22 protein-coding genes and 1 pseudogene are annotated in these 20,528 nt (G+C 50.5%); 1 reads left to right on the top strand and 22 read right to left on the bottom strand.

The window, feature by feature from the left end; genetic code table 11:
• Nucleotides 1-151: 151 nt before the first annotated feature.
• The 18 genes and pseudogenes from B5E60_RS12020 to B5E60_RS11935 all read right to left on the bottom strand — a co-directional run bounded on the left by B5E60_RS12020 (nt 152) and on the right by B5E60_RS11935 (nt 16,839).
• Nucleotides 152-322: a Sec-independent protein translocase subunit TatA/TatB gene (locus B5E60_RS12020; RefSeq protein WP_239403336.1), complete on the bottom strand. Its 171-nt coding sequence runs from the start codon at nt 320-322 to the stop codon at nt 152-154.
• On the bottom strand, nt 322-831 hold the full coding sequence (locus B5E60_RS12015; RefSeq protein WP_087311940.1) for an ECF transporter S component: 510 nt from the start codon (nt 829-831) through the stop codon (nt 322-324). Before B5E60_RS12015 ends, B5E60_RS12020 begins: the two co-directional genes overlap by 1 nt.
• Before the next feature lie 12 nt (nt 832-843).
• A complete protein-coding gene (locus B5E60_RS12010) occupies nt 844-1,524 on the bottom strand; it encodes a flavodoxin (protein ID WP_087311938.1) in 681 nt (226 codons plus the stop codon).
• A 25-nt stretch (nt 1,525-1,549) separates the two neighbouring features.
• Entirely contained in the window at nt 1,550-2,005 is a 456-nt protein-coding gene (locus B5E60_RS12005; RefSeq protein WP_087311936.1) for a DUF1893 domain-containing protein, read from the bottom strand.
• Complete coding sequence (locus B5E60_RS12000; RefSeq protein WP_087311934.1) at nt 2,002-3,393, bottom strand: aldo/keto reductase; 1,392 nt, start codon at nt 3,391-3,393, stop codon at nt 2,002-2,004. Before B5E60_RS12000 ends, B5E60_RS12005 begins: the two co-directional genes overlap by 4 nt.
• Before the next feature lie 295 nt (nt 3,394-3,688).
• Entirely contained in the window at nt 3,689-5,200 is a 1,512-nt protein-coding gene (locus B5E60_RS11995; protein ID WP_087311932.1) for a 4Fe-4S binding protein, read from the bottom strand.
• Nucleotides 5,201-5,205: 5 nt separating this feature from the next.
• Nucleotides 5,206-5,979, bottom strand: coding sequence for a flavodoxin family protein (locus tag B5E60_RS11990; protein WP_239403335.1), 774 nt, complete (start codon nt 5,977-5,979; stop codon nt 5,206-5,208).
• A 99-nt stretch (nt 5,980-6,078) separates the two neighbouring features.
• Nucleotides 6,079-7,059, bottom strand: coding sequence for a metallophosphoesterase (locus B5E60_RS11985; RefSeq protein ID WP_087311930.1), 981 nt, complete (start codon nt 7,057-7,059; stop codon nt 6,079-6,081).
• Nucleotides 7,060-8,112 (bottom strand): alpha/beta hydrolase, encoded by a 1,053-nt coding sequence (locus B5E60_RS11980; RefSeq protein ID WP_087311952.1) that lies wholly within the window; start codon nt 8,110-8,112, stop codon nt 7,060-7,062.
• Between the two features lie 111 nt (nt 8,113-8,223).
• Nucleotides 8,224-9,066, bottom strand: a complete 843-nt coding sequence (locus tag B5E60_RS11975; protein WP_087311928.1) for an aldo/keto reductase — start codon at nt 9,064-9,066, stop codon at nt 8,224-8,226.
• A gap of 37 nt (nt 9,067-9,103) precedes the next feature.
• A complete protein-coding gene (locus B5E60_RS11970) occupies nt 9,104-10,120 on the bottom strand; it encodes an aldo/keto reductase (protein ID WP_087311926.1) in 1,017 nt (338 codons plus the stop codon).
• 41 nt (nt 10,121-10,161) lie between these two features.
• Entirely contained in the window at nt 10,162-11,310 is a 1,149-nt protein-coding gene (locus B5E60_RS11965; RefSeq protein ID WP_204246475.1) for an aldo/keto reductase, read from the bottom strand.
• A 27-nt stretch (nt 11,311-11,337) separates the two neighbouring features.
• Nucleotides 11,338-12,409, bottom strand: a pseudogene (locus B5E60_RS11960) (alpha/beta hydrolase).
• A 59-nt stretch (nt 12,410-12,468) separates the two neighbouring features.
• Complete coding sequence (locus B5E60_RS11955; protein WP_087311922.1) at nt 12,469-13,452, bottom strand: aldo/keto reductase; 984 nt, start codon at nt 13,450-13,452, stop codon at nt 12,469-12,471.
• Nucleotides 13,453-13,467: 15 nt separating this feature from the next.
• Nucleotides 13,468-13,965 (bottom strand): flavodoxin family protein, encoded by a 498-nt coding sequence (locus B5E60_RS11950; protein ID WP_087311950.1) that lies wholly within the window; start codon nt 13,963-13,965, stop codon nt 13,468-13,470.
• 311 nt (nt 13,966-14,276) lie between these two features.
• Nucleotides 14,277-15,227 (bottom strand): DMT family transporter, encoded by a 951-nt coding sequence (locus tag B5E60_RS11945; RefSeq protein WP_087311920.1) that lies wholly within the window; start codon nt 15,225-15,227, stop codon nt 14,277-14,279.
• A gap of 10 nt (nt 15,228-15,237) precedes the next feature.
• Nucleotides 15,238-16,299 (bottom strand): zinc-binding dehydrogenase, encoded by a 1,062-nt coding sequence (locus tag B5E60_RS11940; RefSeq protein ID WP_087311918.1) that lies wholly within the window; start codon nt 16,297-16,299, stop codon nt 15,238-15,240.
• Between the two features lie 21 nt (nt 16,300-16,320).
• A complete protein-coding gene (locus B5E60_RS11935; RefSeq protein WP_087311916.1) occupies nt 16,321-16,839 on the bottom strand; it encodes a flavodoxin in 519 nt (172 codons plus the stop codon).
• Nucleotides 16,840-16,973: 134 nt separating this feature from the next.
• On the opposite strand from B5E60_RS11935, the gene B5E60_RS11930 reads away from it, so the two are divergent.
• The gene (locus B5E60_RS11930; RefSeq protein WP_087311914.1) at nt 16,974-17,801 is read left to right on the top strand and encodes a helix-turn-helix domain-containing protein; all 828 of its coding nucleotides are present in this window, start codon (nt 16,974-16,976) and stop codon (nt 17,799-17,801) included.
• A gap of 40 nt (nt 17,802-17,841) precedes the next feature.
• Here B5E60_RS11930 and B5E60_RS11925 read toward each other — a convergent pair whose 3' ends face one another.
• From B5E60_RS11925 to B5E60_RS11910, 4 genes are all read right to left on the bottom strand, one after another.
• The gene (locus tag B5E60_RS11925; RefSeq protein WP_087311912.1) at nt 17,842-18,744 is read right to left on the bottom strand and encodes a helix-turn-helix domain-containing protein; all 903 of its coding nucleotides are present in this window, start codon (nt 18,742-18,744) and stop codon (nt 17,842-17,844) included.
• 86 nt (nt 18,745-18,830) lie between these two features.
• A complete protein-coding gene (locus B5E60_RS11920; RefSeq protein ID WP_204246474.1) occupies nt 18,831-19,415 on the bottom strand; it encodes a flavodoxin in 585 nt (194 codons plus the stop codon).
• 2 nt (nt 19,416-19,417) lie between these two features.
• A complete protein-coding gene (locus tag B5E60_RS11915; RefSeq protein ID WP_087311910.1) occupies nt 19,418-19,972 on the bottom strand; it encodes a DapH/DapD/GlmU-related protein in 555 nt (184 codons plus the stop codon).
• Nucleotides 19,973-19,987: 15 nt separating this feature from the next.
• Nucleotides 19,988-20,524 (bottom strand): flavodoxin family protein, encoded by a 537-nt coding sequence (locus B5E60_RS11910; RefSeq protein WP_204246473.1) that lies wholly within the window; start codon nt 20,522-20,524, stop codon nt 19,988-19,990.
• Nucleotides 20,525-20,528 lie beyond the last annotated feature (4 nt).

Here is a 20,528-nt window from a genome sequence, read left to right as displayed (position 1 = left end):
CCTGTTCTGTAAACCTAACTGCAATATTGTCAATGAACCGGATGGTTCTACCGAACCTACTTTGTTTTAATTGTTAAACTTTATAATAACCAGTCCGGATTTTTCCCGGACACGAATGATGTCATATATAAAATCCGTAGTGTTATATCTTTTATAAATCTTTTGCCTCTATATCATTCTCGATGCCTCTTACTCCTTCCTTAAGACTGCGTATTCCTTTACCTATACCTTTCATCAGTTCAGGGATTTTCCGGCCACCGAAAAACAGCAGGACAATCAATACAATGAAGATTATCTCCTGAGTTCCTATTCCAAACATCATTACTTATGTATCAGGTATTTGATAAACAGATATCCTCCAAAAATTTGAAAAAGCATACCAGGCATTCCTATCCTGAAGTCTTGAATGGCATTGTAAAAGTTGCCTTTTATTATCCATTCTCCCAATGTTCCTGTTATCTGATAAGATAGTACCACTATTAGTATAAGCGGCAATGAAACTTTCCGCCATCTGTGTGCTGTATATCCGGCGGCAATGGCCAGCAATACGGATTTGAGCAGAATGGCAGGAAGTGAACCAAAAGCTGGCATCCCGAACATCAGGGAATTGACAATCGGAGAAGCTAATGCGGTCAACAACCCTACTTTCCACCCATATTTGTAAGCACCGACAAGGGTGAAAAAATAAATGGGAAGCCATGTTACTCCGCCTTGCGGAATGAGATGGAAAAGTTGGGGTAATGCAATGTTACCCACTATAAATATTGTAGCGGCTAACCAAGTCTTGGACTCGGCATAGCCTAAATCATAAAGTTTTACTGTTGTTTGCATAATAATATACGTTTACTTGTTAATCAATCCATGTTGTTTTAACCAGTTAATAATGCTTGCTTGAGCATCTGGTACACTACGTGCCGGAATTGACGGGCCTTTTATTACGTTGGCATCTTTTTCCATTTCTGCAATAGTCGCCACAGATTGCGAAAAGCTGCTGCCGCCATGCGTTACAAAAGGAATGACGGTCTTGCCTTTGAAGTCATATTCATCAAAGAATGTATAGATGACCATTGGCATATCGTACCACCAATTGGGATAGCCTACAAATATGATATCATAATCCGACAAGTTTTTTATATGGTTAAGCAGTTTTGGACGGCCATTGGCTTCTGCTTCCTTTTTTGCATCATCAATCAATGCTTTATGAGGAGTGGGATAAGTGCGTTCTGTTTTTATGGCGAACAAGTCTCCTCCCGTTGCCTCTCTTATAATGTGAGCAATATATTCCGTATTACCATAGAGTTTTCCGTCGGATAATACACGACTGGCACCCGATGCCGCATCTATGCCATCGGGTTCCGGCCATGTAAAATACGCAATTAAAATCTTTACGTTATTCTGATGTCCGTGAGCTTTCATTGTCACTTCCGCTTGCTTGTCATTGCACATCATTTCCGTGTGGGCATAAAGCATCGCTACGCACGAAAACAGCAGCAATGCACTAAGTGTCAAACCAATCTTGTTCATATCAATGAGTTTTTAAGTATTAAAACTATTTCCAGGCAAACAACCTTTTGAAAAATGGGGTCTGCTTGTTGATAAAATTCCGTATGATATAGAAAATGCCGCCAATGGAGTCTTCATGATAGCATTTTTCTTCCAACGGGCACCACCCGGTCTTATCGGGATTTTGAATATAGGGAACAAGGCATTCAAAATCCACTGGGATGTGTGCTTTCCGCAATAATGTCAGGGCGGACAAGCTGATTGTATCTGTATAGACTTCCTTGATGCCTCCCATTACCATCAGTGCCGCTGCCGCCTTGCCGACTACCTTGTCTGCAATGTACGCTCCTTTCAAATAGGCAGGATGATGACATACCAGTTCATACAGGTCATTCACGCCTTTTTTATGAAAAGTGCGCGTGTCTTCTCCTTGTGCTATCACGCAAGAGCATTTCTCTGCGTGCAGCCGTTTAATAAGTTCTTGTTTGTTTTCCTTATTCATAATGTCCCTTGTTTCAATTGTTCTACAAACCGGTCGATACGATGCAATTCGTCCGGTATCTTAATGCTTTGTGGGCAGTGTGGGGTGCATTGGTTACATCCGATGCAGTAGCTTGCCTGACGCAGGCGAGGTACGCTCCGGTCATAACCTACGAGAAAAGCACGGCGAGCCTTGCGGTAGTCCTCGTCCCTGGAAGAAGAAGGCACATTCCCCTCATTGATGCACTTGTTGTAATGGGAAAAGATGCCGGGTATGTTGATACCGTAAGGACAAGGCATACAATACTCGCAAGTGGTGCAGGGGACGGAAGGATAACGCAACATCTCCTGCGCCGTATCTTCCAGCAGGGCAAGCTCATCCTCCGTACAGGGGTCGAGCGGCGAATACGTCCGCAAGTTGTCTTGCAGATGTTCAATATAGGTCATTCCGCTGAGCACGGTCAGCACGCCGGGAAACGTGCCGGAGAAACGGAAAGCCCACGAAGCCACGCTCTCCGACGGGCGGCGTTGTTTGAGACGGGCGTTCAGATAATCCTGCAACGAGGCAAGCCGTCCGCCAAGTAACGGTTCCATTACGACGGCAGGGATGCCGCGTTTCTCCAGTTCGGCATAGAGATATTCGGCATTGAAGTTCATCCCTGATGCGTGGCGATAGTCCACATAATTGAGCTGTATCTGTACGAAGTCCCAACGGATTTCGTCGTGCAGGGAAAGCAGGTAGTCGAACACCTTGACATCGCCGTGATAGGAAAAACCAAGGTTGCGGATGCGCCCAGCCTTACGTTCTTCGAGCAGGAAATCGAGTACGCCACTCTCGAAAAAGCGTTGCCGCAGGAATGGCATCCCGGTTTCTCCACCCACATTGTGCAACAGGTAATAATCAAGATAGTCGGTCTGCAATGCCTCGAAAGAATGGTGGTACATCTCCAAAGAAGCATCGTAGAGCGCTTTCCCCCGCAGCCCTGTCCGCGCCAGATGGTGGTTGGACATTTTCGTGGCGATATAATAGGAATTGCGTGGATGGCGCGAGAGGGCAATGCCCGTAGCCGTTTCTGACAAACCGCGCACGTAAGGTGGAGCCGTGTCGAAATAATTCACGCCGTGGGCAAGGGCGTAGTCCACCAGCCTGTTCACCGCCTCTTGGTCTATCACTTCGCCCTCGCCGTCCGGATTGGGCATCATCGGCCAGCGCATACAGCCGTAACCGAGCAGCGATACGCGGTTGCCGTTATGCGGATGGGTACGATAGGTCATATCCCCCAGTTGTCCTGTTAGGGAAGACGGATTTTCTTGCCTTCCTCCGCACGCCGCCAAACCCGCCGAAGCGATGCCTGCGGCTCCCATCCGTTTGAAGAAGTCGCGTCGGGAGATTGTTTTATTCTTATCCATTGTATTTTGATGTTTATTGATTCGATGATAATCCGTCCGGATTGAGGCTGACCCCTGCGGGGACAGGGCTTGAAATCTTCGAGAAGCACCGTCCCCAACGGGGAAAGTGTTTATCCGGCTCGATTGGTGTTATCCCCGCTGGGGAAAGTGGTTATCTTGACGGATTGGCTCTGTCCCCTGCGGGGATAATGCTTCTCCAGACGGATTAGAGCTTTCCCCGGATATGAGCCTATCTCACCCCGGACATGAGGCTACCTCAGATCGAACTTGAGGTAGGCTAAGGTCTGACCTTTGTTCAGACCACTCGGTGCGACTCGTGTCCTTCCACGTAAATCGCGCTGAACGGTCGTGCCGGACAAAGGTTCTCGCAAGCCCCGCAGCCGATGCAGCGTTCCGTATTCACGACGGGAATCTTGGGCGAGCCTTCCAGCAGCGGGTCGGACGGCACCATCTGTATGGCACCCGTCGGGCAATGACGGGCACAGTTGCCGCACTCCACGCCATCGGTCAGCGGCACACAGTTCTTCTGTATCCATACGGCGTGGCCTATCTGCGTGGCACTCTTGTCTGCTACGGTTATCGGTCGTATCGCTCCTGTCGGACAGACCTCGCTGCATCGGGTACACTCCGGTCGGCAATAGCCCCGCTCGTATGACACTTCGGGCTGCATCAGTTTCATCAGGTCTGTGGACGGACGTAGCACCTCGTTGGGGCAGACCGACACGCAAAGTTGGCAGGCAGTGCAATGGTGTGCAAAATTGCGTGCGCTTAATGTTCCGGGCGGAACAATGGGCGTAGCGCGTTTGGGGATTTTCTTGTCCTCAATGACTGCCAATCCGCCGTCCACTTTCTTCTCCCACGCCTTCAGGGTGGCGGTGGTTGCCAATATCGTCGTGGCGGTCAGGAAAGAGCGGCGGGCATCGTCAATCTGTTTTTTATCAACCTGTTGTGACGGGATTGAAGCATCGGTGGATGCATTCACTTTCTTTCTGAACCGATAGGAAATGGCCCCATGTGTGCAGGTGTCGATGCAATCCATACACGCCACACAACGGCTGTGGTCCACCGTATGCTCCTTGCCGTTGATGCACGCAGCCTTGCACTTGCGTGAGCACAAGCCGCAGGCATTGCACTTGTCCGTATCTATGTGGATACGGAATAAAGAAAATCGTGAGAGAAATCCTAATACTGTACCCACTGGACAAATGGTGTTACAGTATGTCCGTCCGTTGCGCCACGCCAATACACCTATGATAATGAAGGTAAGTGCGGCGATAATGAATGTCGGCAGGCTCTTTATCCAGACCGAAGTTTCATAAAAAGCATAACTGTCCATCTGTTCCGCGAAGTAGGCAAACAAGTTGTTACCCCATTGGTATATCGGCGCAAAAAGGTTACCAGCAATCCTGCCGTATGAACTGTATGGTGCAAGCAAGGCGACGAACGAGCCTATCCCAGCAATCAAAGCAAGGACGAACACTGCCAGCACCCCGTACCGTAAGATATTCTTGGCAGGTGAATAAGAGAAACGGTATTTCTTTTTCTTACGCCGTCCACTTATCCAAGAAATAACATCCTGCATCACACCCAAAGGGCAGATGATTGAGCAATACACCCGTCCGAAAACGAGTGTCAGGACAACGAGCAATACGATGACGCCCACGTTCAGGGCAAGCACTGCAGGGAGGAACTGTATCTTTGCCATCCAGCCGAACCAAGCGTGTATCGTTCCCGTGAAGTCGAGGAACAACAATGTGACGAGCGCGAAGAACAGGACGGCTAATGTAATTCTGATTTTGCGTAACATAAGGTTTAACGGATAAAATTGGTTTGTATTCTCTTTTCACGTTCCGGATATTCCAGCCCCATCTGTTTGCCTGCCTCGATGCTGTGCATCAGCCACGCCATATTGCGCCCAAGTGTCCGCATGATTTGCAAACCTTCGCCATCCTGCCGGACTTCTTCGGGCGTATTTCCATGTACCATCGGCCAATACTGCGAAGGCACTACCGGCATCCCGCGATGAATGAAGTAACGGTTCAGCTGGTCGAGTGTGGAAGTGCTGCCCGACCGTCGGCAACTGGTGACGGAAGCCGCAGGCTTGCCAGCCATTTCATTATTGGTACGGGCGCAGAAAAACGCCCTGTCCATAAACGAAGTGATGTTGCCTGCCATCGCAGCAAAATGCACGGGTGAGCCAAAGACAAAGCCGTCATATCCTTCCGCTTTGTCTAAAAACTCATTGACTGCATCGTTCATATAGCAACGCCCCGTCTTGCTGCAAGCACCACAAGCCACACAACCCGATATAGGCCGTCTTCCAATCCAGAACACTTCCGAATCTACATTCTGCTCTTTCAATCCTTTGCCCACTTCAGTCAAGGCGGTATAGGTGCAACCTTCCTTGTTTGGACTGCCGTTTACCAACAATACGTTCATCTTTCTGCCTTGATATTCTCCTGCCGGATTATCCAATACTTCTGCGGCATGCAGTCCGCCTATGCCCAGCCCGGCACCGATGGCGACAGTACCCATCTGTTTCAGAGCCTCACGGCGGTTCATCTTAGGATATTCTCTTTTGTTCATACGCTATAAATGCTTTATATTCTTTCGGATACAAAAATAGCGTGCCCCGCCGGGAGCACGCTTATTTGAATCAAACCATTGCTTGTGCAAATCAAACAATCAGTTTTTCTTCAGTTCAATCAAGGTAATTTCCGGTATGGCTCCGATACGGCAAGGCAGAGTTCCTCCAAGCCCTATGTTCACATACAGATAGCGTCCCTGCTCTTCATACAGCCCGTCACATTCGGGATAAAGCCATGCAGATGGAGTATATTTCCCTATCCGCAACTGCATGGCATGGGTATGTCCTGATAGAGTAAGAGGAATGTCGGTCTGCGGCAATACTTCAGCTTTCCAATGGCTGGGGTCGTGCGACAGAAGAATACGGAACATGGATTCCACACCACTTTGTGCAGCCAAAAGTTTTCCTCGCTTGACTACACTGTGTGCACCACAGCTTTGATTCTCTACGCCTACAATGGCAATGCTGTCCTTGCCGCGATAAACAATACGGGATTCGTTTAATAAAACATTCCATCCCAGACTTCTTTCCTTATCAATCAAGGCGTGTACGGCTTCACTCCTCATGGATTCTTTCGGGAAAGAAACATAAGGGGCATAATCGTGATTTCCAAGTACCGAGTATACACCATCGCGTGCTTGCAGCTTTTTCAGTGCTGGGATGTAAGCATCCATTTCTTCGTGTGTAAACGAAACCAAATCACCCGTGAAACAAATCATGTCCGGTTGCAAAGCATTGACGCTTTCTACCACTTTGTCAAGGAAACCGGTATTGCCCCGTAAGCCATCCAGATGGAGGTCGGAAATCTGTACAATGCGATAGCCATCGAATGAATCAGACAAATTGGCAAAACTAATGCTTTCCTGTTTTATCTCATATCGCGTTCGTCCGATAAAATAGCCGTATATTACCGCCAAGAACCATATACTGACCAATATGATGGAAGCAAACAAAAACGGCTTATAAGAAACTTTGAATACAAAAAGTTTTCCCACAAGTGCTGCCAAACCATACAACACTTGCGGAAAAACAAATAATATACTTCCCAATAAAAGGGATGTGACTATCAGAAACTTCATCTATTCAGCCAGTGTCCGTGTGAAAAACTCAGTCAGCTTTTCCACCGCCGGGTCCACTGCTCCCTCCTTATCATAAAGGTCGATGTGCGAATAGCCAGGGATGGTGTACACCTCTTTGTCCTTGCCCGGCAGGGCGTTGTAGATGCGCTCGGTCTGCCATTCGGAGTCTGCCTTTTCGCCTACCACAAGCAGTACGGGCTGGGTCAGTAGGTAGATGTTCTCGATGGCGGAGAAGGCCATCTTTGTCGCTTGGCTGCGACGCAGGTAGAAGTTGTCGGCACGCGGATGCCAAGCACGAGTCGTGCGATAATATTCATAACCTTCACGGAAGGATGGTGCGGTGTTTTCGTCCGGTTCCGGGCACATATAGACCTTCATCAGTTCCTCGCCACGGGCTTCGCGGGTGCGCTGTGCGGAAACGTCCTCCAGTAGCGCAATTTGTTCTTCCACACTGCGTCCACGTAGCCAGCTTTCACGGTTGGCGGCACCGATGTCGGCGGCACTTACGCCTGCCACGGCACGGATGCGGCGTTCGGTCGAGGCGGTGGCTATGACGTATCCGCCTCCGGCACAGAGGCCGAGGGCACCGATGCGGTGTTCATTCACAAAAGGTAGCGTCACAAGGTAGTCCACAGCATAGCGGATGTCCTCCACCCGCTCGTAGGGTGCTTCCGACCAGTGCGGTGTACCACCGCTTTCTCCGGCGTATGTGGCATCGAAGGCAAGGGTGACAAAACCTTTCTCTGCCAAGCGGTAGGCATACAGTCCGGCGGACTGCTCCTTGACACTTCCGGCAGGATGGATGCTGAGGATGGCAGGATACTTCCGTGTCTTGTCAAAGTCTTTCGGCAGGAAGAGGTTGCCCACCAATACAATGTTGTTGCTACGCAGGAATGATACCTTGCGCACAGTCACGCCACTGGTGGTATCCACGGGAGTCACTACGTAGGCCTCGGTCTGGGGCGTGCCAGGTAGACCATCGTTCTGCGATTGCGCTACGGCTCCCGAACAGGCAAGCACGAAAGCGACTGCTGATAGGATTGTTTTCTTCATATTCATTCATTTTTAATGATACGTTTTACGGATACAAAAATAGCGTGCCACGGCCGAGACATGCTTAATCGAATCAAACCATCGTTTGCTCAAATCAAACCATCCCTATCTTTACTTGCCGAATCCTGTAAACCATTTCACGGTATCTGGATCGTAGTGCGAGAAGAACAGGCTTTCGCTCTTGTCCAGCTTGGCGATGGCATCCATATCTTCTGTGGAGAGGGAGAAATCGAATACATCAAGGTTCTGCTCCATGCGTTCCTTGTGCGTGGACTTCGGAATGACCACTACACCGCGCTGGATAAGGAAACGAAGGGCTGTCTGTGCCACGGACTTGCCGTATTTCTCGCCGATGACTTTCAGAACGGGGTTGGTGAAGAAGTCATTGCGCCCTTCGGCGAAGGGACCCCACGACATGATTTGTGTGCCGTACTGCTGCATGATTTTCTGCGCTTCTACCTGTTGGTTGAACACGTGCGTTTCCACTTGGTTCACCATCGGTTTGATGTCGCAGAACTCTGCCAAGTCAATGAAACGGTCGGGGTAGAAGTTCGATACACCAATGGCGCGGAGCTTGCCAGCCTTGTACGCTTCTTCCATGGCACGGTAGGTGCCGTAGTAATCATTGAACGGCTGGTGGATGAGCAGCAGGTCGATGTAGTCCGTCTGGAGTTTGCGCAGGGACTCGTCAATGGATGCCTTCGCCTTCTCATACCCGGCATTGGATATCCACACCTTTGTCACAATGAACAACTCCTGGCGCGGGATACCGCTTTTCTTCACCGCATTGCCCACACCTTCCTCGTTGGCGTATGCCTGTGCCGTGTCCACCATGCGGTAGCCCACGCTCAAGGCATCCGACACGCAACGTTCACATTCTTCGGGAGTCACTTGATAGACCCCGTAACCCAAAATCGGCATTTCCACGCCGTTTGATAATCTTACTGTTTGCATAATTCGTTTCTTTATGTGGTTGTTACTATTTAATATCTTATTCGTCTGCTTTCTTCCATTTGTTCCCGAAAGTTGTCTGCTCCGTTTCCACGTGTCCGCGATGCCCGTGGATGGTGCAGGCATCAAGAGCTGCTTCCAGCGCACGGAACTCTTCATCGGTCAGTTCCACATTGGCGGCACCGAGGTTTTCCAAGATACGTTCCTGATTCTTCGAACCGGGGATAGGCACCACGTTGGGATATTTGTGGAGCATCCACGCAAGTGAAATCTGTGCGTTGGTAGCATTCTTCTTCGCTGAATATTCGGCAAGGATGTCGAGCACGGGCTGGTTGGCGATGATGTTCTCACGGCTCAGTTGCGGAACGAATTTGCGTACATCGTCCACCGCCTCGAATTGCGTGTCCGCCTTAATCTTGCCCGAAAGGAAGCCGCTGGCTATCGGGGAGAAGGGCACTACGCCGATGTTGTGTTCCAAGCAGTACGGGAATATATCCTTTTCGCAATCGCGCTCCAGCATGGAATAGAGGTTCTGCACGGCGGCAACGGGAGTCACGGCATGTGCCTTTGCCAATATATTCACATCCACCTGCGACATACCCCAAGCTCGGATAACGCCCTCTTTGATGAGCCGCCCCATTGCAGCAGCTATTTCCTCAAACGAAACGTGTTCATTGACGCGATGCAGGTAGTAGAGGTCGATGTAGTCCGTCTGCAAGTTCTTCATCGATTGCTCCAAATGCTTGCACGTGGCATCGTAGATACTTGTACCGTCCGCAATCTCCGATTCGTGGAGGAACATCTTGGTGGCAAGCACGATGTCCTTGCGGAACGGGGCGACAGCCTTGCCCACCAGCAATTCATTGTGTCCGGGAAAGAACATCACATCGCCATACACCTCCGCCGTGTCAAAGAATGTGCAGCCTGCCTCGTATGCCTTGCGGATAGCCTCAATACTGTATGCCTCTTCGGGCACTTGTCCGTAGCCGTGGGAAAATCCCATGCAGCCCATACCAATCTCGGATACTTCGAGATTACCAATCATTCTTTTCTTCATATTCGATTTTCTTTGTTAATTATATCATTTTTAGTAATTATTCAAGGCCACGGGCTGAATCCTTTTCCGTCTTTGGATGTCGTTCCGGTACGTGCGCCATCATCACGCAGTTTCTCCGAATCCTCCGATGCTCGTGCGCCTACGATGGAGTATTCTTCATAGACCTTGTCAAGCGAAGCGGCTTCTTCATCCGTCAGGGTGACAAACCTGGCTCCGGCATTCTCGCGCATGTGCATCGGGTTCTTCGTGCCGGGGATGGGTACGATGAACGGCGCACGGTGCAACAGCCAGGCAAGGGCTATCTGTACGGGAGTGGCGTGCTTGCTGATGGCGATGTCCGACAGGGTTTCCACCAGTCCCCAGTTGGCACGCCGTGCCTCGGTGGTGAAGCGCGGGTTGCTGACGCGGTTGTCTTCGGGATGGAACACGGTATAGGGATTGATGTCTCCGGTCAGATAACCTTTACCCACCGGACCCCAAGGTACGAAACCAATGCCCAGCTCGCGGCAAGTGTCCATGACTTCTACGTCTGAAACGCGCGACCAATAGGCGTATTCATTCTGTATGGCGGTCAGCGGTTGCACCTTGTGGGCACGCCGTATGGTGGCGCTTCCGGCTTCGGACAGGCCGAAATGCAGCACCTTGCCCTCGGCTATCAAGTCGCGCACCGTTCCTGCCACGTCCTCTATCGGGACTTTCGGGTCTACACGGTGTTGGTAGAGCAGGTCGATATAGTCGGTACGCAGACGCCGCAGACTTTCTTCCACGACCTTGCGGATGTGCTCCGGACGGCTGTCGAGCGGCGTGTAACCGAACTTGGTGGCTATGACCACCTGCTTGCGGAACGGCTCAACGGCTTCTCCCAAATAGCTTTCGCTCAATCCCGACCCGTACACTTCGGCAGAATCGAAGAAGGTGATGCCGTGTTCATAGGCATCGCGGATAAGGTGGATGGCATCCTCGCGGGTGACAAAGGGCGGAGTGGAGCGCACCATGTTCATGCAGCCCAATCCGATGGACGATACGGTCAGCCCTTGCCCAATCGTGCGGGTGGTGTTATTCCCCTTTTTCACAGGGTCGGCTTCGTTGGCGGCGATTCCGGTATGCTGTCGCGCTAACATGTCGGACGGAAACAGGGTGATGCCAGCCACCGCAATGCCTAAGTTCTTGACGAAATCTCTTCTATCCATAATTTCATTTTTTATTCCGTTAACAATTTATTTTTCATCTAATTCTTTTCTCTTAAACCATTCCGACAACAAATCTGCGACTTGTGTATTATTCAAATCCGACATCGGGAAATGGGTATTTCCATGCAATCCGACATCGGGTAAATAGACGACAGAAGCATCCCCACCATGCCTATTGATACACTCTGCAAACAAACGGGCCATTTGCATACGAACGCGCCAGCCGTCCTGACCCCATACGTCACTTGGCTCTGGGAATATTGTCACCATAGTAAATGACAATCGGAATACGGGTCAATCGCTCAAATTCAGCCAACGAAACGACATTAGCCGTCAATGCGCCCAATGGATTGATTGTCGGCAAGGAATCAGGGACTTCTCCTTCCGGGAAAACAAATCCGCTTCCCGGTTCGTATGATACGATGGCACGCACGTTCTTGCTTTTGATTGCCGTATGCCATCCCGGTCCTCCACCTTGCGAATGTGTGACAAGGATGCCTCCTCCTATCTTGTCAAACAATGCGGCAACGGCATCGGATACCACTTGTTCATCGTAAGGTGCGGTGTCTGGTGTCATCTGGCGGAAGAACTGTTCCAATGCTTCAGTCTGACGTGGAAATTGACTTCCTTCATAATAATCAGGCCACACGCCTATACGGAATGTTTCATACCAGAACTGGTCATCAGGAGTAGAATTTATTTGTCCTGATTCCATACCACGTCCTGCACGGCCACGACGAGGTTGGTCGATGAGATAAATGCCAAAACCTCGGCGCAGGAAGATATTGGAAAATCCCTCCCTACCATCCGGGGTCGTTTCCCATGTCTTGGCCGACTGACCCGAACCATGAAGGAAAACAAGAGGGTATTCACGAGCGTTTGTCGGAATTTGATAAGAAACATAGGTATGGTCACCATGCAATGTTTGTCCATTCGGCTCAAGAGCATGATGAGTATCGTAAACACCCTGTTCTGTTTTTACTGTGCCACCGACAAAAAAACTTCCCTGCTCACGAATAACGAGCGCATTGTTTGGCTCCCCACATGCCATGCACACAAGCGTACAGATAAGCAAAATCAAATAACCATTCTGTTTCATTTTCGCTTAACTTTGATTATCATCCAAATTCCAACTTGTATTATTTTCAATTGAACAAATTACTTGATGTCCTCATGAATATCATCCAGCAGAGCTTGCGAGAGGCGTGCCCCGTGTATCTCAATCTTCGACAGCCCATCCTCTATTTCTTGCAGGTCTTCCGGTGTCAGCGTGAGTTCGGTGGAGGCGATGTTATCGTCCAGATACTCCAACTTGTCCATGCCGGGGATGGGGACGATGAAGGGTTTCTGCGTCAGCAGCCATGCCAAGGCAATTTGTGCCGACGATGCCCCTTTGCGCTTGGCGATACCGTTCAGCATCGTAACGAGGGGCATGTTTGCCTGCATATTCTCGCGAGTGAAACGGGGGAAAGTGGCACGCAGGTCGTTGGCTGGGTCGAAGGTCATATCGGCAGAGATGGTGCCAGTGAGGAAACCCGTACCCAGCGGTCCCCAAGGCACGAAACCGATGCCCAGTTCCTCGCATGTAGGGATGACCGCCTGTTCCGACTGGCGTGTCCAAATGGAATACTGGTTCTGTACGGCTGTGACGGGTTGCACGCGGTGGGCACGGCGAATGGTGTCCGCTCCGGCTTCCGACAGTCCGAAATAGCGTACCTTACCCTCGGCTATCAGGTCGCGCACCGTTCCTGCCACGTCTTCTATCGGCACGTTGGGGTCCACGCGATGCTGGTAGAGCAGGTCAATGTAGTCGGTCTGTAAGCGGCGTAACGACTGTTCCACCACTTTGCGGATGTGTTCCGGTCGGCTGTTCAGCCCACCTTCCTCCGAAATCATGCCGAACTTCGTGGCAAGCACTACATCGTGGCGGATGGGTTTCAACGCCTCGCCTACCAGTTCTTCGTTGATGAACGGTCCGTATGCCTCCGCCGTGTCGAAGAGTGTGATGCCCATGGCGTGCGCCGTGCGAATGACGTTGATGGCATACTTCTTGTCCGCTCCCTTGCCCGTGACGCCGCTCAGGTTCATGCAGCCCATGCCGATGGCGGAAACTTCTACTTGTCCTAATTTTCTTGTTTTCATGCTTTTCTTCGATTGTTATTTCAATGTATTAATCCATTGTTCCAATTCCTTTTCCGGCGTCACCATGCGGTCGAAATGCTTGGAATCGGAACTGAAGCGGAACTCATGCCCGTGTTCCACTTTGGCACCATTCTTTTCGGCAACAGCGGTCATGTCTTTCAGCACCGTGCCGGGCCACCCTGCATTGGTCATGAACGGAACCACGGTCTTTCCCGTAAAATCGTTCTCCGACAGGAAAGTCAATGCCGCCGGTGCCATTTTGTACCACCACGTGGGACTGCCCACGATGATGCGGTCATAGTCCTTCACGTTCACGCCGAGGGACTTCAACGCAGGCTTGTAGCCGCACTCCACTTCTTCTTGCCCTTGATGTACTACGTCGTCGTAACTGCCCTTATACGGGGTCACAGGCTCCAACCTTGCGATATCACCTCCTACCGAAGCCTGTACGCGCTCGGCAATGCGTTTGGTATTGCCTGCCGTGTAGGAGAAATACACAATCAATGTCTTCATGTCTTTATTTTTTAATTGTCCATAGTCTTGCGCCATGACGGGAAATGCCAGTAGAGCGCAAAGCAAAATCAATGTCGTTTTTATATTCATTCTTTTCAAATTATGCTCATTCAAGCTGACGACAGAGGCTCTCCGTGTTTGCGAAGGCTGTCGTCGCTGTTTTCAGTGCTTATCCTGCCGGATTGGTGTTGTCGGAGATAACGGCGGCAAATGTTAACAAAGATAAGTCCGGATGTCATCCTACATCAAGTCCGGGTTCATGGTACATCAAGTCCGGCCTCATCCTACCTTAAGTCGGACTTGAGGCTATCTCATGTCCGGGGTGAGGTGGCCTTATGTCCGGGATGAGGTAGGCTCGTGTCCGGGTCGTCCTTTGCACGGCTGGTGGTCACTACGTATGCCCCGGTGATGACCAGTACGGCGGCTATCGGCTTCTCCCACGAAAAGGTGTCTTGCCCCACGAAAATAGCGACTACGGATGCCACGATGGGTTGCAGGTTCATGTAGATGCTGACCGTCGTGGCGCGCAGGTGCTTCAGTCCGTATGGCGTGAGGACATAGCCCAACATGGTGGGAAAGACGATGACAAACGTCAGTCCTGCTATGGCCTGTCCTGTGCTGGCAGCGGAGAAAACCGCTTGAGAGCCGAAATCGCGTGCGCCGAAGGGCAGCATCATCAGTGCGGTGAAGAGGAAGAGCCACTTCATCTGCGTGATGACCGTGTACTTCTGCGCGATGTTGCGCATGATAATCAGATAGACCCCATAGCCCGTGATGCTCAGCACGGCAAGCAGCATCCCTGCCAAGTCGTTCTCGCCCGACTCCGTCCCCATGCTGCGCACCACCAGCAGCAACGCCCCGGCGATGCCCAACGCCACGCCCGCCACCTTCTGCCGCGAGATAGGTTCGCGAAGAAATAGTGCCGCTAGTAGCATGACCACCACCGGACTCAACGCCACGATGAGCGAGAAATGCACCGGCGTGGTGTATTGCAGGCTGACCGCCGTGAGGTATTGCGACACGATGAATCCCATGAAGCCGCCCAAGGCTATCAGCAGCAGGTCGCGCACGCTGACCTTCTCCTTCTCCGCGAACAGGCTTGCCGCCCAAAAGCACAGGGTGGCGACCGCCGTGCGCGAGAGCATGTAGCCCAACGGACTCATCCAGCCCGACAGCAGGAACTTGGTGACGGGGATGTTCAGCCCGAAGATGACGTTGGCGGTCAGCACGGCGGCATGGCCTTTCAATTTGTTTGCGTTCATACCGTTATCATTAAGGCACTACGACTACTTTGATTACCTCCGGATTGCGGCTTCCCATTAACGCCAGACCTTCGTCCAGTTGGTCCCAGCCGTGCAGGACGTGGGTCACCAGCGGTGCCGGGTCCACCCGCTTGTTGGCGATGAGCAGGAGCAGACGCTCGAAGAAGTCGCGCCCGTCTTGCGCCAGTACGCCGGTGAGACGCTTCTCCATGCCGCCATATTCCCAGACGTTCATCGGCAGCGTCACGTTCTCATCATCGAAGAAAATAGATACGCACGCCACATGACCGCCGAACTTCACGGCACGCATGGCGGTAGTGAACGTGTCGCTTGCCCGTCCGCCGCTGGCTATCAATACGCTGTCCACCGGCTCGCCGCCTGTCAATGCCATGACCTGCTCCAAAATGTCGCCTTTCTTGTAGTCGATGATGTCCGTCGCGCCGTATTGCCGTGCCAGTTCGAGGGTATGCGGACGGGAACCCACGGCGATGATGCGCCCTGCTCCACGCAAGGCTGCTGCAGCCACACCCATTAGCCCTACCGGGCCTACGCCCATAATCAGCACCGTTTCGCCGAAACGTATGTGCATCTGCTCCACACCCGTAAATCCGGTAATCAGCATATCGGGCACCATGACTGCCTGTATGTCGGTCACGCCTTTCGGTATCCGTGCCAGACGGTTGTCGGCATCCACCGCTTTTACCAGTTCGGAGAATACACCGCCGATGGTCGGGTCATCGGAGAAATAGGCGTTCAAGTCTTGGTGATACTTCGCCTCTCCGCGTTGGGAACGGTAATGACGGAAGTCAGACCCCGCACTCGGCATGACGACCCGGTCGCCCGGCTTGAAGTCCTTGACCATCGAACCGACCTTTTCCACCACGCCCACGCCTTCGTGCCCGATGACTTTGCCAATGGCTTTCGGCCATGCAGCCGTCTTTATCAGGTGAATATCCGTTGTACACGTGGCGACTGCCGTCGGACGTATCAAAGCATCGTAGGGCCCTATTTCGGGAACCGGCACGTCCTGCCACGCCGCTTTTCCTTTTGATTGCAATACATATCCTTTCATGTTTCTATGGAATTTTGATGTTTATATACCGTTTTGTTTCAACCATTCCTTTATCAGCCTGTCCGATGAAACCGCTGCACTTCCACGGATAGCAAGCCCGTCTTTCACTTCCGCACCGGGGCAGACTTTCCGGATGTCATCTACGCTATGCCCCAGTCCGCTGCCCTCATGGGTGCAGAACGGCAGTATCTTCTTCCCGGTGAGGTCGTATGCCTCCAAAAAAGTGAACACGCACATCGGCATCGTGCCCCACCAGTTGGGATAGCCAAGGATAATCGTGTCATACTGTTCCATATTCTTGACTTGTCCTGTCAGCGCGGGGCGTTCTTTGCTTTGGAGTTCCTGCATGGCGACCTCGGTCATTTCCGTATAGTCAGCCGGATATGCCTTGACGGTTTCTATTCGAAAGCTGTCCGCATCGGTCAGCGCGGCAATCTTGCCCGCCACGCATTCGGTGTTGCCCTGTTGCAGCTTCTTGATAACGCCGCCGACATAGTTCTCGCCCCGGCGTGAATAATAAACTATAAGTGTTCTGCTCATTGTCCTTTTCGTTTTTGATTACGGTGCAAAGTTACGCTGCTTTTACCTTCTCTATGTTTCACAAAAGGTGTCTAATGTTTCACCAAAAGCACAAATTGTTTTGCACTCTCCGAATAATGCCGTAATTTTGCGGCATGGCAAAGGATAAAGAACTGAAAATCGTATATTCCACCCTGTTCCAATTGATAGGCTCGGTGAAACTGAAAGGCTGGTGCGTCCACATGGTGTGCCTGCAAGGGGAAGGCTTCTTTACTTATGGCGGTCGTCCGTTTCATGTGCAGGAACATGATGCGGTAGTCATCAATGCGCCCCAGCAAGTGAATGTAGTCGGTCAGAGTGAAGATTTGAAAGTGGAAGTATTGGCAGCACCGCATGATTTCCTCTCCAACCAGCTTCCGGCGAATAATTATGGCATAGGAGGGGGCATCAGCTTATACGACAACCCAATCATCCCATTGTCAGAAGAGGATGCGAAAAAACTGGTGCGTGACATACATAACATCCGCGACCGCATTGCCGATACCAACCATCTGTTTTATCGCGAATTGATAGGCGGGCTGGCTCTTCCGCTGATTTACGACCTGTTCTATTTCCATGCCAAGAACCGTACTCCGATATTCGCCACAGACAGGAGTATGTATGTCGTAAAGGAACTGATGGCATTGTTGGAAAGCGGACGCAGTAAGAAGTATAGGGAAGTCGCTTATTATGCGGAACAACTGAACGTAACTGTTAAATACCTGTCCAATACCGTAAAGCGACAAACGGGCAAGAGTGTTACTTATTACATCGACCGTTACACCGTTCCGATGATAAAGGAGTATCTTGAAAATTCAACACTGTCTATCGTACAGATAGCGGAGGAAATGAACTTCACGACGCTCTCTTATTTCAGCCGTTATGTGACCAAGCATCTTGGAATGTCACCAAAGGCTTACAGAGAGTCGCTGATATCCAAATGACATTCAGATGATGTGTTTCTGCTGTCATTTCGTTTAATAATCAGACCGCAGCTTCCCGTAATTCCGTAGGCGAGGTGCCCGTGCGCTTCTTGATGAAGTTGCTGAACGAAGAAAGCTCCTCGAAGCCGAGACTGTAGGCAATCTCGCTGATGCTGAGCGGACTGTGCTGGAGCAGCTGCACGCCCTCCTGCGCGATGCGAGCGTTGATGAGGTCGGACGTGGTGCGTCCGGTCGTCGCCTTTACCACGCGGTTCAGGTGATTGACATGGATGGAAAGGCGGTCGGCAAAGTCGGCTGCGGATTTCAGGCGAAGGATTTTCTTAGGCCACTCAATGGGGAACTGACGGTCGAGCAGAGTGAGGAACAGCTCGGCAATGCGCTGAGCGGCATTCTTGTGAGGTACATAGGTGCTGGTAGGAGCGGCTTTCATCGCCTCGTGCACCATCAGATGGACGTAACAGCGCAGTATGTCGAGCTTTTGTGAATAGTCGGACTTCGACTCCTCGCGCATCTTGCCGAATATTTCCGTGACGCTCTGCAGCACCTCATCGTCCAGAAAATAGATGCGTTCCTTAGACTGGTTGAAAAGCGGAGTATCGGCCAATGTACCCATCTTCTCGCTTGCCTCGATGAACGCTTCATTGAAGATGCAGAAACATCCTACGCCACGGGCATCTCCCGTAGCTTCCCAAGCGTATGGAATCATCGGATTGGAGAACAGCAAGGCGGGACGATCTACCATTATCCACTTATCTGCATAAAACAGCTTTCCCGTCTCCAACACTAACGCCACCTTGTAGAAGTCGCGGTAACTGAACGATACGTGTCCGATACGACACTGGCTTTCCTGTACAGTGAAGTAGGGTTTCTCCTTCACGTAGGCTTCCGCCGCAAGATCGTTACGGCCTATCCGCTTGTAGAAGTCACTGAGATTTTCTATCATATATCTATATCTTTTATATTATAAATCAATCCCTTACAAAGGTATGAATTAAATTGGATATAGCAATGAAATTAAAGTAAAAGCATTCATTTCAAGCTATTTATCCATTGTTCCAGTTCGCTCTCTGATGTTTTCATTTTATCAAAATGCTTTTCATCGGAACTGAAACGGAATTCATGAGCGTGTTCTACCGTAGCTCCCTTTTTCTCGGCAAGTTCTGTCATATCCTTGATGACGCTCCCCGGCCAACCTGCATTGGTCATGAAAGGTACAACCGTTTTTCCCGTAAAATCATTTTCAGACAGGAACGAAAGCACTACAGGTGCCATTTTATACCACCAAGTAGGTGTTCCTATAATTATACGGTCATAGTCAGCCACATTTACACCTAACGGCTTCAATGCAGGCTTATAGTTACGGCTCACTTCTTCCTGCCCTTGGTTTACAGTAGCATTATAGTCGGTAGGATAGGGCTTTGCAGGCTCTAACCTTACTATATCACCACCAACAGCCTCATGTACTTTTTCAGCAATGCGTTTTGTATTCCCAACCGTATAGGAAAAATATACAGTCAATGTCTTCATATCGTTATCTCCCTTTATCTGCTTATTATCTTGTGCCATAACGGGCAAAACCATCAGGCAACATATCCATATAATGAATGTTTTCATCATCAATCCAACCGTTTTATTATTTTAGCCGGATTACCACCCACAATGGTGTTCGGCTCCACGTCTTTCGTTACTACCGCACCTCCGGCCACTACCGCATTCTCGCCAATGGTCACGCCGGGCAGAATGAGAGAACGTCCGCCAATCCATGCACCTTTCTTTATGACGATAGGCTTGTGCAAAACCCATTCACGTTTAGTAAAATCATGGTTGGTCGTCACAAGCATCACATTAGGCCCAATCTGTACATTGTCCTCGATGATGATGCCACCGCACGCCATCATGCTACAATTGTAGTTGATAAATACGTTCTCGCCGACTTCCAACCCGCTTGCCGAATCAATATGGAAAGGTTGTACGATGCTTGATGATTTTGGCAGGGCGATTCCGAGCTTTTCTACTATCACATCGTGCAATTCACTGAATGTACGGGGTACACAGTTGATTTCTTCACATTTCTTCCATGTTTCAGCGATTATCGCTGCTGCGGCAGCATAATCCGGGTCGGTCATACTGACCGGTTCACCGTTCCGCATCATTTTGATTATATCTTTCATTTGTCTAATATTTTGTCAGTTGATATTTTTCCCTAATTGGTAAGCCTCCTGCATTGCTTTATTCCCGACGACACTTCCTTTGGCTTGTGCTCCATAAGCCAGTACCGTTCCGCACTCCTTCATATCCGGGAAACAATGGATAAAGCCCCGGTAGCAGGCAATGAGTGTGTCGAAGTATTCAGTAGCATCGGCTGCTCCGGCAGAAAGCAGGCAGCAGCGTTTGCTGGATAGTCGCTCCAATATGGAGTAACAGCGGTCAAACAATGCCTTCATCTGCGCCGAGACCGAATAGAAATAGACAGGTGTGACAAAGACCAGCACATCGCTTGCAATCATCTTCTCACAGATTTCTCCGAAATCATCCTTCTGTATGCAACCCTGCCGTTTTGTCTGGCATGCCTCGCAATCTATACATGGAGCCACCTTCTTCCGTTGCAAATAGATTTTCTCTATCCCGTGTCCGCTTTCTACAGCTCCACGGGCAAACTCATTGCTCAACAAATCTGTATTGCCTCCATGTCGTGGACTCCCTTCGATAATCAGTATCTTCATCATT

Origin of the sequence: Alistipes sp. An116 (assembly GCF_002161005.1) — a bacterium.
GTDB lineage: Bacteria > Bacteroidota > Bacteroidia > Bacteroidales > Rikenellaceae > Alistipes > Alistipes megaguti.
This window is presented reverse-complemented; position numbering and strand designations above follow the sequence as displayed.